Here is a 16,143-nt window from a genome sequence, read left to right on the forward strand (position 1 = left end):
GGTGCCTTGCTGTGCGGGGGAGGGTGGTGCGGGGGTGGGTCAGGTGGTACGGGGGGCGGCGGCGAGCGCGGCGCGCAGGTGGCCGTCCGACGCGGACAGGAGCGCGGCGGCGGTGGGTCCGTCGACCTGGCCGAGGATGGTCAGGATGGCGTTCTTCACCTCGCCGTCGGTGGCGGCGAGGGCCGTCTCGATCTCCTCGTCCGTCGCACCGGTGGCCAGCGAGACGATCCGCCGCGAACGGGCGCGCAGCTTCTCGTTGGAGGCACGCACGTCGACCATGAGGTTCCCGTACGTCTTGCCGAGCCGGATCATCGTGATCGTGGAGATCATGTTGAGGACGAGCTTCTGGGCCGTGCCCGCCTTGAGCCGGGTGGAGCCGGTCAGCAGCTCGGGGCCGACGACGACTTCGAGCGGGTGCTCGGCGGCGGCGCCCAGCGCGGAGTCCGCGTTGCACGACAGGCCGAGGGTCAGGGCGCCCTTCGCGCGGGCGTGCTCGACGGCCCCGATCGCGTACGGGGTGCGGCCGGAGGCGGAGATGCCGACCACCGTGTCCTTCGCGGTCAGCCCCAGCGCTTCGAGGTCGGCGGCGGCCAGCTCCTTGCTGTCCTCGGCCCCCTCCACCGCGGTGACCATCGCGGACGGGCCGCCCGCGATGAGGCCGATGACGTCGGCCGGGTCGGTGTTGAAGGTGGGCGGGCACTCGCTGGCGTCCAGCACGCCGAGCCGGCCCGCGGTGCCGGCGCCCGCGTAGATCAGCCGGCCGCCGCGGGCCATGCGCTCCGCGGTGGCGTCGATCGCGGCGGAGATCTCGGGGAGCCGGGCGGCGACGGCGGTGGGAACGGTCCCGTCCTCGCCGTTCATGATCCGGGCGATCTCCGGGGTGGCCAGCCGGTCGATCTCGGCGAACTCCGGGCGGAACGCCTCGGTGGTGAGGGTGGCGAGCTGGGCGCGCAGCTCCCCGTATCCGTCGGGGGTGGCGGTGTCGGCGTCGGTGAGGGAGGTCATGGAGGGCGGCTCTGCTTTCTCGAAACGCGTGCGGTTCTGCGGGTGCGGGTGCGGGTGCGGGTGCGGGTGCCGGAGTGGTTCGGTGAGGGTCAGCGGGTGCGGGTGTCGGAGTGGTTCGGTGGGGGTCAGCGGGTGCGGGGGTTGTGGCGGTGGGCCAGCGCCTCGTAGGAGGCGGCGAGGGCCGGGGCCGCCGTCTCGTACGTACGCTGCGCGACCCCTATGAACAGGCAGTCCACGACCAGGAGCTGGCTGGTGCGGCTCGACATGGCGGCTGGGCGCAGCTCGCTCTCGCGGGCCGTGGACGTGGTCAGGACGTGGTCCGCGTACTGCGTGACCGGGCCGTCGGGGCGGCCGGTGATCGCGACCGTCGTCGCGCCCCGGTCGAAGGCGACCCGCAGCGGCTCTATGACGTCGCCCGTCGAGCCGGAGTGCGTGATCGCGATGGCCACGTCACCGGAGCGCAGCTGCACGGCGTTGGTCACCGCGAGGTGCGGGTCCATGTGGGAGTGGGCGATCAGGCCGATCCGGGACAGCTTCTGGGCCAGGTCCTGGCCGACGAGGGAGGAGGCGCCCACCCCGTAGATGTCGATCCGGCGGGCCGTGGCGGCGGCGGCGACGGCGGCGCCGAGCTGCACGGTGTCGAGCCCGGCGGCCGTGTCGGCGAGGGTCTGCTGCTCGTCGTAGGCCAGCTTGGCGACCACATCGGCGATCGGGTCGTCCACCGCTATGTCCGCGGTGACGGCGGGGGCCCGGCCGGACTCCTGGTGGGCGGCGAGACCGGCGAGCGCGAGGCGCAGGTCGCGGTAGCCGGGGTAGCCGAGGAGGCGGGCGGTGCGGACCACGGTGGCCTCGCTGGTGCCGGTGAGCTCGGCGAGACCGGTGACCGTCAGGGCGGCGCAGCCGGCCGGGTCGCCGGCGACGGCCTCGGCGACCCGCTGCATGGAACGGGTCATGGACGGCGACAGCGTCCGCACCTTGGCGGCCAGGGCGGCCGGGGCCGGCGGCGAGTCCGGGCTGAAACTTTCCTTCAGGTCATTGGTCATCTTTGAAAGATATTTTCAATCCCGGAGTCCGTCAACCCCCCTTTGGTCCCTACCTGTGGCAGAAGCCGCGGTATCCCCGCCGGGCAGGTGGACAATGGCTGCATGGAGCCGAACCGTCTGGAGCAGGCGCTGCACACCGCCCGCGCACTCGTCATGGCCGACCTCGCCGCCGGGGAGGTCGCCGAGGCGCAGATCGTCTCGATGGTCGAGGACGCGGTGACGCACCGCCGCTGGTGGGTGGAGCAGTGGCCGGAGGGCGCCGAGTTCGTCGTGGGCCTGGTCGCCCAGGACGTGCAGGACGCGCTGCTGGAGCGGTACGGCCGCTGGCCGCTGTGCCCGGTCTGCGACGCGGGCGACCCGCACGCCCTGGACGTCGAGCCGGAGCTCGGCCCGCACCCGCACTGGGTCTGCACCAAGGCCGCGGTCGCGGTCGCCCCGGTCGGCGGTCTCAGCGGGATACTGCGGCCGTGACGCTCTACATCGACCCGCCGGACTGGCCCGGACACGGCCGGTTCTGGTCGCACCTGGTCAGCGATGTGTCGTTCGACGAGTTGCACGCCTTCGCGGCGTCCATCGGCTGCCCGCCCCGGGCCTTCGAGCGGGACCACTACGACATCCCGGCCGCCCGGTACGAGGACGCGGTGCGGGCGGGCGCCCGGCAGATCGGCTCCAAGGAACTGGTCCGCCGCATCACCGAGGCCGGCCTGCGCCGCCCGAAGGGACGCCCCGCCCCGGGCGCGTGAGACTCCGGCTCAGCCGGTCGCGCAGTCGGCGGACTCGACCGCCGTGCCCTGCGCCGGAGCGCCCTGCGCCGGAGCGCCCTCCACCGCCGTGCCCTGCGCCGCCGTGCCCTCCATCGCAGCGCCCTGCGCCGCCGTGCCCTCCATCGCCGCGTCCTGCACCACCGCACCCGTCGCGATCAGCCGGGTCGCCGCGCCGCGCGCCCGCTGGAGCCGCAGGGAGACGACCACGGCCACCAGCGCCGCCACCGTCATCGCCGCCCCCGCCCACGCGGTCGCCCCGAACCCGAAGTCGGCGTCGATCACCGCGCCGCCCAGCCAGGGCCCGCCGGTGTTGCCCAGGTTGAACGCGGCGGTCGTCGTCGCCCCCGCGAGGGTCGGGGCGGCGCCCGCCACGTTGAACATCCGGGCGTTCAGGGCCGGGGCCGTGTAGAACGCCGACAGGCCCAGCAGGAACGACAGCGTGATGACGGCCGCCTGGTTCGAGGCGAACAGCGCGAGCGCGGCCAGGAACACCGTGGACGCCGCGATCCCGCTCAGCAGCACCCCGAAGAGGTGCGCGTCCGCGACCCGGCCGCCGATCGTCGTACCGATCAGCGCCCCGATCCCGAACAGCGCGAGCACGGTCGGCACCCAGCCCGAGTCGAGTCCGGCGACATCCGTCAGCAGCGGCGCGAGATAGCTGAACGCGCAGAACACACCGCCCGCCGCGAGCGCCGTGATCACGATCGACAGCCACACCTGCCGGTCGCGGTAGATGCCCACCTCGCGCCTCAGCTGCGGCTTCTCGTCCGGGACCGGGATGCGCGGGATCAGCGTCATCACGCCGGCCAGGGCCACGGCCGACGCCGCGCCGACCGCCCAGAACGCCGAACGCCAGCCGAGGTTCCCCCCGAGGAAGGCTCCGAGCGGCACGCCCAGCACGTTGGCGATGGACAGCCCGCCGATCATCACTGCCATGGCGCGGGCCCGCGCGTTCACCGGCACCATCGCGATGGCGACGGCCGCGCCGACGGCCCAGAAACCGGCGCACGCGAACGCGCTGACCACCCGGGACACGAACAGCACCTCGTACGTCGGCGCGAGCGCGCCCGCGACCTGCCCGAGGCCGAAGACCGAGATCAGCGCGATGAGCGTGGTGCGGCGCGGCAGCCGGAGCGTCGCCACGGCGAGCAGCGGGGCACCGATCACCATGCCGATCGCGAAGGCGGATATCAGGAGCCCGGCCCGCGGGATCGACACGTTCATGTCATCAGCGATCGGCGGCAGCAGCCCGGAGAGCATGAACTCGCTCGTTCCGAGGGCGAAGACCGAGAGGCCGAGGATGTAGACGGCCAAGGGCATACGGGAGCGGCTGCGAGCGGCAGAGTCGGGCATGACAGCTGCCAACAGCGAAAACATCCCTGGCATTCCCGACGGCGCTTACTCCCGCCGGGGTCACACGCCGGTCAGCAGCTCCAGCTCGGTCAGCAGGTTCTGCCGCGCCCTCGGCTCCCACTCGGCCGTCCCGTACGGCGTACGGAACAGCCGGGGCAGCCCCAGGAGCTGCCGCAGCACTGCCGCCCGACCCTCCCGGAACGCCTCGTCCGGGACGAAGCCGTACTCCTCGCGCACCTGGGCCGCGTACTCCGCGTACTCCTTCGGCGCCGCCGCCAGGATCGCCAGGTCCGCGTCGCACAGCACCTCGCCGTCGGTGTCGCCGGCGTCCGGGTCGTGCGTGACGGTGAGCCGGACGAGCCGGGCGACCTCCGCCACGACCGCGTCCGGCACCCCGGCCTCGGGCAGCGCGCGCTCGGCGAGGGCGGCGCTGCGCTCCTCGTTCTCCGAGCGGTCGGGCCGGTAGACCGCGTCGTGGAACCAGGCCGCCAGGCGCACCGCGTCCGCGTCGGCGGCATGACCGGCGAGCGTGTCGACCCGGTCGAGGACCGCCGCCAGATGGGCGGTGGTGTGGTACCTGCGCTGCGGCTCGGCCCAGCGCGCCAGGAGGTTGTCGGCGTACGGCAGCGGGTCGGGCCCGGCCTCGCCGCCCCGGGCCGCGACCAGCGCCTCGCGCCAGCGCGCGCGGAGCGCGTCCGCGCCGCCGGAGGGGGTCCCGGCACCCGTCTTCGGGTTGTCGTCCGTCATGCGTACGAGGGTAGGCCCGGCAGGCGCTGCCGGCACGGGCCTTCCCAAGTCCCCGCCCTGGCGCGGAGGTTATGTTGGGTGCATGGCTGACGCGCGCGATCCCGAACTGCCCGGACTCCTTCTGCGCACCGAGCGCGATCTCTTCGTACCGCTGCTTCGGGACGCTTGCGACCGCGACTTCGAGCTGCGCACCGCCTGCCCCGGCTGGACCGTGCGGGACGTCCTCGCGCACTGCGGGGCCGCCTTGAACAGGGTGGTGGAGAGCCGGTTCGAGCGGGGGGTGTTCAGCCCCGAGGCAAACGACCGTGACATCGCGGACCGGGCCGGCTGGACGAATGCGCAGGTGGTGGACGAGCTGGAGCGCGGCATGACCGAGGCCGGACCGGTCATCGCGGCGGCGGGCGGGCCGATGGACGCGATCGCGCTCGGCGAGTGGGTGCACGCCGGGGACGTACGAGAGGCGTTCGGCCTGAAGGGCGCCTACGAGGGCCCCGGGCTCGCCCCCGCCCTCGCCCTCCTCGCGGCCGTGACCCGCAGCCGGAAGACGCTCCCGCTCACCGCCCGGCTGACCGGCGCCACGACGGAGCTGACGCTCGGCGCGCGGCAGGACGACCGGGAGCCCGCCCGGTACACCGGGGACGGCGCGACCCTGATCCGGCTGTACGCGGGACGGCCGCTGACCGGCACGCGGTACGAGCTGGACGGGGCGCGCGAGAGCGAGCTGAACATCTTCGGCTGAGACCCGCCCGGCCCGCCCGGCCTGCCCGGCCTGCCCGGCCCTTGCACGGTGGCGTTCACCCGGTGGCGCTCATCCCGTGGCGCTCATCCCGTGGCGGGCAGGCCGAAGTGGTCGGCGATGATCCGCATCGTCACGGCGCCGTCCGCGTTGAACGCGGGGTCGGCCACTCCTGCGGTCAGGGCAGGTACGTTTTCTGCCATTCGATCGAGGTCATGGTGAGCGCGGCGTCGGCGAGGGACTGGGCGGACGCTGTCTTGAGCTTGGCGATGCTGCTGTCGATCCAGGGCTGAACGTTCGAACATCCCTGTTCGCGGTATTCGACGGCTTGGATGAGGCATTCGAGCTTGTCGGCGTCGTGCGCGCAGATGACTTCGAGGGAGTCGCCGTTCTCGTACTCCTCAACGATCCGCTGGGCGCCGGCCTTCACGGCCGGGTGCGCGGCGGATACCTGGTCAGCGGTGACCTTTTCGTTGCCGGCGGCTTCTAGGTAGCGGCGGCCGATGTGCGGGATGTCGCTGACGCGGGTCTCCTGGGTGTCGTGCCACAGGCCGAGGAGGGCCGTCTTCGCCGGGTCTGCGCCCTCCATCATGGCGAGCACGGAGCCGATGAGCGCGACTCTGAAGCTGTGCTCGGCGATGGTTTCGGGGTCCTTCACCCCGGCGATCCACCAGCCGCTCCGCTTGGCGCGCTTGAGCATCCCCATCTCCAGCAGGAAGCCCGCGGTGCCCTTTGCCTGCTCCTGCTCTGCATCCGCCATGAAATGCGCCCTCCGATGTGTCATGTGCGGTTCTTGCGTAGAACGTAATGCACCGCGCTGAGTTCTCGACTCGCCCGCCGAGAGATCCCGCCGTGGTCGAGGAGCCTGGCGGTGTGTGTGGCCAGCCTGCCCGTCAGGACGGCGTCTGCCAGGGGGAGCCAGGGGTTGGCACTCAGCAGGGCCCACAGGGAATGGACGTACAGGTCCATGTACGCCGGGGCTTGGTGGAGGCCGGCGGCGAGCCCGCGCAGGAGCCGTACGGGGTCCCAGCCGGTCGGCCCATGCCGCATGAAGTCGTCGTCCGGTTGCGGCTCCTGGATCGAACCGAGCCAGTATGCCCAGTAGTTGAGGTTTGCGTTCTCGGCGCAGTCGTCTCCCGCCAAGCCCCTCTCGATGAAGTCCAGTAGCGGCTGCTGATCACCAAGCCAAACCAAGGCGGCGGCAGTTGACCGGGCCGTAGCCCAGTGCGGTGTCCATCCGCGCGCGGAAACCAGGTCGCGGCGGCTGTGCAGAGCGTGCGCCGTCCACGATGTCGCCTCGGGAATCCCCGGAGGGTCACGTCTACTGGATCGACGGCCGCCCGGAGCTTCGTCGGCGGCACCATCTCGTCTGACCGAGGGAACGCGACATCGGGAGCTCACCGGCAACGTCCGCCCAGGGCACCGGCGTGAACACCGAGGCCAAGTACCTGCTGTTCCGGCGCGCGTTCGAGGTATGGGGGGTGGCGCGGGTCGACCTGAAGACGGACGCGCGCAACAGCCGGTCGCGGGCCGCGATCGAATCGGTGGGCGCGCGCTTCGAGGGCGCCCTGCGCAACTGGTCCCGGTCATGGGCGCCCGGCGAGGACGGCCGGCTGCGGGACTCCGCGATGTTCTCGATCACGGCGCAGGAATGGCCGGACGTACGGGCCCGCCTGGAGGAGCGCATCGCACGCGGACGCGGCGGCGGGCGGCCGGGGCCCCGGCTCCCTCTCGGAGGCTGAGCCCGGCCGCCCGGAGAGGCCTTAAACCCCCGCCCGGAACCCCCGCAGCCGCAGCGAGTTGCCGACCACGAACACCGACGAGAACGCCATCGCCGCGCCCGCGATCATCGGGTTCAGCAGCCCCGCCGCGGCCAGCGGCAGCGCGGCCACGTTGTACGCGAACGCCCAGAACAGGTTCGTCCGGATGGTGCCGAGCGTCCGGCGCGCCAGCCGGATCGCGTCCGCCGCCGCCCGCAGGTCCCCGCGCACCAGGGTCAGGTCGCCCGCCTCGATCGCCGCGTCGGTGCCGGTGCCCATCGCCAGGCCCAGGTCGGCCTGGGCCAGGGCCGCCGCGTCGTTCACCCCGTCACCGACCATCGCCACCGAACGGCCCTCGGCCTGAAGGCGCTTGACGACGTCGACCTTGTCCTGCGGCATGACCTCCGCGTACACCTGGTCGATCCCGACCTCGGCCGCGACCGCCTCGGCCACCGCCCGGTTGTCGCCGGTCAGCAGGATCGGGGTCAGGCCGAGCCCGCGCAGCCGCCCGATCGCCTCCGCGCTGGTGTCCTTCACCGCGTCGGCCACCTCCAGCACCGCGCGCGCCTCGCCGTCCCAGGCGACCGCGATTGCCGTACGTCCCTGAGTGGCGGCCTGCGTCAGTGCGACGGTCAGTGTGTCGGGGAGGTTCATTCCGGTGTCGGTGAGCAGCCGGGGGCGTCCGACGAGGACGGCGTGGTCTTCGACGGTGCCCCGGACGCCGAGTCCGGGGATGTTGGTGAAGTCCTGGGGGGTGGGGAGGGGGGCGCCGGTGCGGTCGGTGGCGCCGGTGGCGACGGCCTGGGCGATGGGGTGCTCGGAGGCGTGTTCCAGGGCGCCGGCCAGGCGCAGGACGTCGGCCTCGGTGGTGCCGGGGGCGGTGTGGACGGCCTGGAGCGTCATCCGGCCGGTGGTGACCGTGCCCGTCTTGTCGAGGACGATCGTGTCGACGCGGCGGGTGGACTCCAGGACCTCGGGGCCCTTGATCAGGATGCCCAGCTGGGCGCCGCGCCCGGTACCGACCATGAGGGCGGTCGGTGTGGCGAGGCCCAGGGCGCACGGGCAGGCGATGATCAGGACGGCGACGGCTGCCGTGAACGCGGCCGTCAGCCCGGCCCCGTTGCTCAGCCAGAAGACCAGCGTGCCGAGCGCGAGCACGATCACCACGGGGACGAACACCGCCGAGATCCGGTCGGCCAGCCGCTGCGCCGCGGCCTTGCCGTTCTGCGCGTCCTCGACCAGCTTCGCCATCCGGGCCAGCTGCGTGTCGGCGCCGATTCGGGTCGCCTCGACGACGAGCCGGCCGCCCGCGTTCAGCGTGGCACCGGTCACCGCGTCGCCGGCGGCGACCTCCACGGGCACGGACTCGCCGGTGAGCATCGACGCGTCCACCGCCGAACTGCCCTCCACGACCACGCCGTCCGTGGCGATCTTCTCGCCCGGACGGACCAGGAAGCGGTCGCCGACCCGGAGGTCCGCCGTGTCCACGGTCACCTCACGGCCGCCGCGCAGGACGGTGACCTCCTTCGCGCCGAGCTCAAGGAGCGCCTTCAGCGCGGCGCCCGCCTTCCGCTTGGAGCGGGCCTCGAACCAGCGCCCGGCGAGGATGAACGCGGTGACGCCTGCTGCTGCTTCGAGGTAGATGTTCCCGGCGCCGTCGCCGCGGCCGATGGTCAGCTCGAAGGGGTGCGTCATGCCGGTCATCCCGGCGGTGCCGAAGAACAGCGCCCACACCGACCACAGGAACGCGGCCGAGGTGCCGACCGAGATCAGCGTGTCCATCGTGGCCGCGCCGTGCCGGGCGTTGGTCCACGCGGCCCGGTGGAAGGGCCAGGCGGCGTAAGTGACGACGGGCGCCGTGAGGGTGAGCGAGAGCCACTGCCAGTAGTCGAACTGGAGCGCCGGGATCATCGCCATCGCGATCACCGGCACCGCGAGCACGACGGCCGTGACCAGCCGCTGCCGCAGCGGACGCAGCTCGTCCGCCTCCTCGGCCGGGGCGGCGGACGCGTCCTCGGCACGCGCCGGGGGAGCGGGCTCGTGCGCGGTGTAGCCGGTCCTCTCGACCGTGGCGATGAGGTCCTGTACGGAGACGTCGGCGTCCCGGTAGCTGACGCGGGCCTTCTCGGTGGCGTAGTTGACGGTGGCGGTGACGCCGTCCATCCGGTTGAGCTTCTTCTCGATACGGGCCGCACACGAGGCACACGTCATGCCCCCGATGGCGAGCTCGACCTCTGCGGCGACGCCGGCACCGGTGGCGTCCGGCGTGGTGGGGCCGGTGGTGGCTGCGGTCTGTGCGGACACGGGGCCCTCCTCGCGATCGATGCGGACTGGTTTTATACCCCCTGGGGGTACCTGCTTCCGATTCAGGTATACCCCCGGGCCCTATGTGAACGCAAGGGTGATCCTTCGTCTGAGCGCGGGCCGCGCGTGGCCGGTCGCTCGGCGTGCGTTTGACCTCGCGTATCTTCACGTTCACGGTGAGGGCTGCGCCCCCGGCCTACCGCCCCGTAGGCTGGCCATTGGACTAGACCTGTAGCTGCTTCCTGGAGGATTGGGTTCCCATGAGCAACCGTGCAGTCCTGGAGGTGATCGCTCTCGACGCGGAGGACGCGGTCGCTGCCCAGGCGGGTGGTGCGGACCGGCTTGAGCTGGTCACCGACATGGCGGCGGACGGCCTGACCCCGTCCTGTGCGACCTTCGCGGCGATCCGCGCCGCGGTGGACATTCCGCTGCGCGTGATGCTCAGGGTCGCCGAGGGCTTCGCGGCCGGCGACGTCGACGTACTCGTACGCAAGGCGCGCGAGCTGCGGGGCGAGGGTGCGGAGGAGTTCGTGCTCGGCTTCCTGGACGCGGACGGCAACCCCGACCTGGTCGCGGTCGAACGGCTCGTCGCCGAGCTGGAGGGCTGTCAGTGGACGTTCCACCGCGCGATCGACCGCGCCGCCGACCGGGACGCCCTGCGCAAGGCCCTCGCGGACCTGCCCGGACTGGACACGTACCTCACCGCGGGGTCGGCCGCCGGGGTGGACGAGGGCATTCCCACGCTGCTGGTCGAGGCCGCACGCAAGGGTGAGCCGGGATACGAGCCGCAGATCCTCGTCGGCGGCGGCCTGCGCCTGGACCACCTGCCGGAGCTGCTGGACGCGGGCATCGACGCCGTGCACATCGGCGGCGCCGCCCGCCCGGGCGGCTGGTCCGGACCGGTGGACGCGGCGGCGGTACGCGAGTGGCGGGACGTGCTCGACGCGTAGCCCTTGGGCGGGCGGCATCTTGGGCCTGCCCCTTTCCGGGGCGCGGGGTTCCGTCCTCAAGCGCCGGACGGGCTGGGTTTGTGCGGGTCGCCTCCGCGGGGTGCGGGTCGCCTCCACCTGGTGGGTGGGGTGGGGGCCCTCCGGGCAGACTCCTCAAAAATGGCGTGTTCGCCCGGGTACGTGGGGGGCCCGGGTCGTACGCCATTTTCTGCGGGGACTTCCCTGCGCGCCCCCACCCGGTCTCGCTCGCGGGTGCACGCCGGGGGGCATGGCTGTCGCGCGATGCGGCCCGGGTGCGGTTTCAAGGTCTGGCTGTCATGACCCTGGCGCAACAGCGGCACCCCGCTCCACAATGGCTGCGCGGCGATGGGAACGCTCCCATGATGCGCCTCCCCGGCATGCCCGTCTGTCGTGGGAGCGCTCCCATTGCCCTGCCTCCGCTCGGCTGCCCGTCACACCCCACCCGCTCTGACGAAAGGCCCCCGGTGAACGCCTCCCCACCCCCGTCCCCCGCACGCCGCAGACACCGCGCGCTCGGAGTACTGGCCCTCGCCGCGCTCTTCGGCGGCGTCCTCACCGCGCCCGGCGCCGCCGCCGCGGACGACGACCCCCCGGAACAGATCACCAACGGCGACTTCTCCGCCGGGACCGCGCCCTGGTGGTGGACGGCCAACGCGCCCGCCGCGGTCGTCGACGGCCGGCTCTGCGCCGACGTGGAGGCGGGAACCGCCAACCCGTGGGACGCGATCGTCGGCCAGAACGACATCCCGCTCATCGCCGGGGAGACGTACACCCTCACCTACACGGCCACCTCCACCGTCCCGCTGTCCATCCACACCAACGTGCAGATGGCCACCGAGCCGTACACCACCGACCTCTCCGCGACCGACCGCATCGGCGCCGAGGCGGTCCCCGTCACCCACGTCTTCACCGCGACCGCCGACCGGGACGCCGCCCAGGTCGCCTTCCAGATCGGCGGCAGCGCCGAGGCGGCCACCTTCTGCGTGGACGACGTGTCCCTGCGCGGCGGCGCCGAACCGCCCGTGTACGAGCCCGACACCGGCTCGCCGGTCCGCGTCAACCAGGTCGGCTACCTCCCCAAGGGCCCCAAGACCGGCACCCTGGTCACCGACGCGACCGACCCGCTGCCGTGGAAGCTCAAGGCGACCGACGGCTCGACGGTCGCGAGCGGGACGACCGCGCCGGGCGGGGAGGACCCGACTTCCCGGCAGAACGTCCACACCTTCGACTTCAGCGACGTCACCGCCACCGGGGACGGCTTCACCGTCGAGGCGGACGGGCAGGTCAGCGAGCCCTTCTCGATCCGCGCCGACCTCTACGACAGCCTGCGCTCCGACTCGCTCGCGTACTTCTACCAGAACCGCAGCGGCATCGAGATCGACGCGGCCCTCGTCGGTGAGGAGTACGCGCGCCCGGCGGGCCACCTGGACGTCGCGCCCAACAAGGGCGACACGGACGTGCCGTGTCAGGCCGGGGTCTGCGACTACCGGCTCGATGTGCGGGGCGGCTGGTACGACGCCGGTGACCACGGCAAGTACGTCGTCAACGGCGGCATCGCGGTGGCCGAGCTCATGGACACCTACGAGCGGACCCTGACCGCCGACGGGGCGGAGTCCGCCGAACTCGGTGACGGCGCGCTGCGGGTGCCCGAGCACGGCAACGGCGTGCCCGACATCCTGGACGAGGCGCGCTGGGAGCTGGACTTCATGCTGCGCATGCAGGTCCCGGCCGGGAACCCGCTGGCCGGCATGGTCCACCACAAGGTGCACGACGCCCAGTGGACCGGCCTGCCGATGCGGCCCGAACTGGACCCCGAGCAGCGCGAACTGCACCCGCCGACCACCGCCGCCACCCTCAACCTCGCCGCGACCGCCGCCCAGTGCGCCCGGCTCTACGCCCCGTTCGACGCGGACTTCGCGGCCCGCTGCCGCACCGCCGCCGAGACGGCGTGGGCCGCGGCGAAGGCCCACCCGGACGTGCTCGCGGACCCGGCCGACGGCGTCGGAGGCGGCACCTACGAGGACAACGACGTCAGCGACGAGTTCTACTGGGCCGCCGCCGAGCTGTTCACCACCACCGGCAAGGACACCTACCGCCGGGCCCTGCTCGACTCCCCGCTGCACGGCGACACCGACGCGGCCTTCCCCGCCGACGGCGGCATGTGGTGGGGCGGGACCGCCGGGCTCGGCGTGCTGACCCTGGCCACCGTGCCCAACGACCTGACCGCCGGCCAGCTCGCCGACGTCCGCTCCGTGGTCACCACCGCCGCCGACCGCTACGCACGGCAGACCCGGGACCAGCTGTACGGCGTGCCGTACGCCCCCGCGGGCCAGAACTACACCTGGGGCTCCAACAGCCAGGTCCTGAACAACATGATCGTGCTGGCCACCGCCGCCGACCTCACCGGCGACGCCACCTACCGCGACGCCGTCCTGCGCGGCGCGGACTACCTGTTCGGGCGCAACCCGCTCAACCAGTCCTACGTCACCGGGTACGGCGAGCGCTCCTCCCAGAACCAGCACCACCGGTTCTGGGCGCACGAGTCCGACCCCGCCCTGCCCCACCCGCCGGCCGGCTCCCTCGCGGGCGGCCCCAACCTCACCGCCCCCACCTCCGGCGACCCCGAGGCCGCGGCGAAGCTCAAGGGCTGCGCCGCCGCCATGTGCTACCTCGACGACAACGGCTCGTACGCCACCAACGAGGTCGCCATCAACTGGAACGCCCCGCTCGCCTTCGTCGCCTCCTACCTGGACGATGCCGGCGACGGCGCGGGCCCGGACCGCGCCTGCCGGGTCACGTACTCCTCGCACCCGTGGAGCACCGGCTCGACCACCACGGTCACGGTGAAGAACACCGGCACCGAGGCCGTCACCCCCTGGTCCCTGACCTGGCTGCTCCCCGGCGACCAGAAGCTCAGCCACACCTGGAGCGCCGAACTCACCCAGTACGGGCGGACCGTGACGGCCACGCCGCTGTCCTGGAACCGGAGCATCGCGCCCGGCGCCTCGGTCGACTTCGGGTTCAACAGCAGCCTCTCGGGCCCGGCGGCCGACCCGGGCACGGTCAAGCTGAACGGGAGGGCCTGCACGGCCGGCTGACCGGGGCGGGGGCGGGGGTGGACGAGCGACCCCCCGCCCCCGCTCCCCTCTACGCCAACTCCTCCGGCAACGGCGCCGAGTGAAGCACCATCAGGCCGGACACCGCACGGGTCAGCCCCACGTACAGCCGGCGCAGGCCCGTGCGCTCGTCCGGCTCCCCGTCGACCACCGCCGCCGGTTCGTCCAGCACCACGTAGTCGTACTCCAGGCCCTTCGCCAGCGACGCCGGGACCAGGGTCAGCCGGGACTCGGCGGTCGTCTCCTGGCCCGGGGACAGGCAGGAGTGCCCGGCCGCCGCCAGCGCCCCGGCCAGCGCCGGGATACGCGCGTCCGCGGCGATCAGGCCGATCGACCCCTCGTGCCCGAGCGACTCCTCGCACGCCGCGACCACCGCCGCGTCCAGCGCCTCCGCGTCCGCCACCCGCCGCACCGACAGCGAACCGGGCGACTCACGCACCGACTCCACCGCCGTGAGCCCCGGCGAGATCACCGGCAGCAGCCGGGAGGCGTACGCGATCACGTCGCGCGGCACGCGGAAGCCCGCCGTCAGCTCCTCCACCACCGCGTCCGCCTTGCCCAGGTGGTGCAGCGCCTGCTCCCAGCTCTGCGTCGACCACGGCGTCGTGCCCTGCGCCAGGTCGCCGAGCACGGTCGCCGAACCGGTCGAGCAGCGGCGGCCGACCGCCCGGTACTGCATGGGGGACAGGTCCTGCGCCTCGTCGATCACGACATGGCCCAGCGAGTGCGTACGCGCCACCAGGTCCGCCGCCTCGTCGATCAGCACCGCGTCCGCCGCCGACCACTTCGCGGACTTCACGCCGCGGGCCGGCCTCGTCCACAGGATCGCCTTCTGCTCGTCCTCGGACAGCAGCCCCTCCGCGTGCGCCGCCAGGAACTCCGGGTCCGACAGCAGCCGCAGCACCAGCTTCGCCGGGTCCACCGCCGGCCAGACCGCCTTCACCGCCGCCTTCACCGCGGGGGTGCGGGCCACCGCGTTCTGCACCCGGTCGTCGGGCGCCTCGCCCGCCTCCTCCATCCGCACCAGCACCGCGTGCGCGATGCGCTGCGGCAGCGCCTCGTGCGCCGCCCCGTACCGCATGTCGCGGGCCAGCAACTCCTGGACCATCTCCTCGATCTCGTACGCCGGAACCCGCCAGCGCCGCGAGCCGCGCACCACCATCACCGGCTCCGTCGGCAGCGTCACATGCGACCTGAGCGCCCGCCGCAGCACCTCGGCCATCCGCGCGTCGCCCTTCACGACGGCGGCCCGCGCCTCGTCCGTGCCCCGGACCTCGACCTGCGCGCCCACCAGGTCCTCGACGGTCGCCTGCTTCACCTCCAGCTCACCGAGGGCCGGCAGCACCTGCTCGATGTAGTGCAGGAACGACCGGTTCGGCCCGACGACCAGGGTGCCGGTGCGGGCCAGCCGCTCGCGGTGCGCGTACAGCAGATACGCCACCCGGTGCAGGCCCACGGCCGTCTTCCCGGTGCCGGGCCCTCCCTGCACACAGACCGTGCCGCCCAGCCCGCTGCGGACGATCTCGTCCTGCTCCGGCTGGATCGTCGCCACGATGTCCCGCATCGGGCCGACACGGGGCCGCTCGATCTCCGCCTGGAGCAGCTTGCTCGTCTGCTCGGCCTCCGCAGGGTCGGTCAGGTGCTCGTCCTCGTACGCGGTCAGGTCACCGCCCGTGTAACCGAAACGGCGCCTGCGGCCGACGTCCAGCGGGTCGTTGCGGGACGCCCGGTAGAACGGCTGCGAGACCGGCGCACGCCAGTCGATGACCATCGGGTCCCCGACGGCATCATGGACATGGCGGCGCCCGATGTAGAACTGCTCGCCCTCCGCACCCTCCGCCTCCTCGGCCCCGACCACGTGGAGGTAGTCCAGGCGTCCGAAGAACAGCGGGGTGTGCGCGAGGTCGGCGAGCGACTTGATCCGCTCGTCGATCTGCGCCTGTAGTACGGCCGCGTTCACCCAGTTCGCCGTGACATCGGTGATGTCCAGGGCCTGGGCGTCCTCCCGCATGGCGCGCAGCGCGGCGCGCGAGGCCGCGAGATGGGCGCGCTCGTGCGCGAGGGGGTCGGTGGTGGTGTCGCTCTCGAATTCGTGCGCGGGCACGGTGTTGCCTCCGGCATTCAACGCAGGACGGCGGACCGCAGCCCGCCCCGGCAAGGGGCGATGCGGTCCGCTCGGGGATCGATCACTGGTACGTACGGGGGCGCACGTACGGTTGTCGGCCGGTTTCCGTCCGGTCGGCGGCGCTCCCCCGGCTGCCGGCGCGGGCCCTCACGGGCCGCCGGTACCACGGTGCGGGAGGCGGGCAGAGCGGCGAGTGTACCGGCGGGCCGTCCCGCGCGC

At 73.1% G+C, this 16,143-nt stretch carries 13 protein-coding genes and 1 pseudogene; 6 read left to right on the plus strand and 8 right to left on the minus strand.

Going from position 1 to position 16,143, the window contains the following annotated elements:
- Nucleotides 1-39: 39 nt before the first annotated feature.
- Both murQ and E6P78_RS00350 read right to left on the minus strand, forming a co-directional pair.
- Entirely contained in the window at nt 40-1,005 is a 966-nt protein-coding gene (gene murQ / locus E6P78_RS00340; protein ID WP_136201478.1) for an N-acetylmuramic acid 6-phosphate etherase, read from the minus strand.
- 125 nt (nt 1,006-1,130) lie between these two features.
- Nucleotides 1,131-2,048, minus strand: coding sequence for a MurR/RpiR family transcriptional regulator (locus E6P78_RS00350; protein WP_136201479.1), 918 nt, complete (start codon nt 2,046-2,048; stop codon nt 1,131-1,133).
- A gap of 102 nt (nt 2,049-2,150) precedes the next feature.
- Between E6P78_RS00350 and E6P78_RS00355 the strand changes: the two genes are divergently transcribed.
- Complete coding sequence (locus E6P78_RS00355; RefSeq protein WP_136201480.1) at nt 2,151-2,519, plus strand: hypothetical protein; 369 nt, start codon at nt 2,151-2,153, stop codon at nt 2,517-2,519.
- On the plus strand, nt 2,516-2,791 hold the full coding sequence (locus tag E6P78_RS00360) for a DUF4031 domain-containing protein (RefSeq protein ID WP_136201481.1): 276 nt from the start codon (nt 2,516-2,518) through the stop codon (nt 2,789-2,791). Before E6P78_RS00355 ends, E6P78_RS00360 begins: the two co-directional genes overlap by 4 nt.
- Nucleotides 2,792-2,800: 9 nt before the next feature.
- Here the strand turns inward: E6P78_RS00360 and E6P78_RS00365 are convergent, their stop codons facing one another.
- Both E6P78_RS00365 and E6P78_RS00370 read right to left on the minus strand, forming a co-directional pair.
- Nucleotides 2,801-4,132, minus strand: coding sequence for a Cmx/CmrA family chloramphenicol efflux MFS transporter (locus E6P78_RS00365; protein ID WP_168712524.1), 1,332 nt, complete (start codon nt 4,130-4,132; stop codon nt 2,801-2,803).
- A gap of 93 nt (nt 4,133-4,225) precedes the next feature.
- Complete coding sequence (locus tag E6P78_RS00370; RefSeq protein WP_136201483.1) at nt 4,226-4,912, minus strand: hypothetical protein; 687 nt, start codon at nt 4,910-4,912, stop codon at nt 4,226-4,228.
- An 82-nt stretch (nt 4,913-4,994) separates the two neighbouring features.
- On the opposite strand from E6P78_RS00370, the gene E6P78_RS00375 reads away from it, so the two are divergent.
- On the plus strand, nt 4,995-5,651 hold the full coding sequence (locus tag E6P78_RS00375; protein ID WP_136201484.1) for a maleylpyruvate isomerase family mycothiol-dependent enzyme: 657 nt from the start codon (nt 4,995-4,997) through the stop codon (nt 5,649-5,651).
- 175 nt (nt 5,652-5,826) lie between these two features.
- Here the strand turns inward: E6P78_RS00375 and E6P78_RS00380 are convergent, their stop codons facing one another.
- Together E6P78_RS00380 and E6P78_RS00385 are read right to left on the minus strand one after the other, a co-directional pair.
- On the minus strand, nt 5,827-6,408 hold the full coding sequence (locus E6P78_RS00380) for an HD domain-containing protein (protein ID WP_136201485.1): 582 nt from the start codon (nt 6,406-6,408) through the stop codon (nt 5,827-5,829).
- Between the two features lie 20 nt (nt 6,409-6,428).
- On the minus strand, nt 6,429-6,791 hold the full coding sequence (locus E6P78_RS00385; protein WP_136201486.1) for a hypothetical protein: 363 nt from the start codon (nt 6,789-6,791) through the stop codon (nt 6,429-6,431).
- Nucleotides 6,792-7,036: 245 nt separating this feature from the next.
- On the opposite strand from E6P78_RS00385, the pseudogene E6P78_RS00390 reads away from it, so the two are divergent.
- A pseudogene (locus E6P78_RS00390) lies at nt 7,037-7,390 on the plus strand (GNAT family protein); the annotation flags it as partial.
- Nucleotides 7,391-7,411: 21 nt separating this feature from the next.
- Here the strand turns inward: E6P78_RS00390 and E6P78_RS00395 are convergent.
- The gene (locus E6P78_RS00395; protein WP_206307680.1) at nt 7,412-9,712 is read right to left on the minus strand and encodes a heavy metal translocating P-type ATPase; all 2,301 of its coding nucleotides are present in this window, start codon (nt 9,710-9,712) and stop codon (nt 7,412-7,414) included.
- A 260-nt stretch (nt 9,713-9,972) separates the two neighbouring features.
- Here E6P78_RS00395 and E6P78_RS00400 point away from each other — a divergent pair, with 260 nt between their 5' ends.
- On the plus strand, nt 9,973-10,662 hold the full coding sequence (locus tag E6P78_RS00400; RefSeq protein ID WP_136201487.1) for a copper homeostasis protein CutC: 690 nt from the start codon (nt 9,973-9,975) through the stop codon (nt 10,660-10,662).
- 485 nt (nt 10,663-11,147) lie between these two features.
- Nucleotides 11,148-13,781 carry a glycoside hydrolase family 9 protein gene (locus E6P78_RS00405; protein WP_136201488.1) on the plus strand — a complete coding sequence of 878 codons (2,634 nt, stop codon included), beginning with the start codon at nt 11,148-11,150 and terminating at the stop codon, nt 13,779-13,781.
- Nucleotides 13,782-13,830: 49 nt separating this feature from the next.
- On the opposite strand, the gene E6P78_RS00410 is transcribed toward E6P78_RS00405, so the two are convergent.
- Nucleotides 13,831-15,903 (minus strand): UvrD-helicase domain-containing protein, encoded by a 2,073-nt coding sequence (locus tag E6P78_RS00410; protein WP_136201489.1) that lies wholly within the window; start codon nt 15,901-15,903, stop codon nt 13,831-13,833.
- Nucleotides 15,904-16,143: the final 240 nt, after the last annotated feature.

The organism is Streptomyces sp. A0958, from assembly GCF_004795035.1.
Taxonomy (GTDB): domain Bacteria; phylum Actinomycetota; class Actinomycetes; order Streptomycetales; family Streptomycetaceae; genus Streptomyces.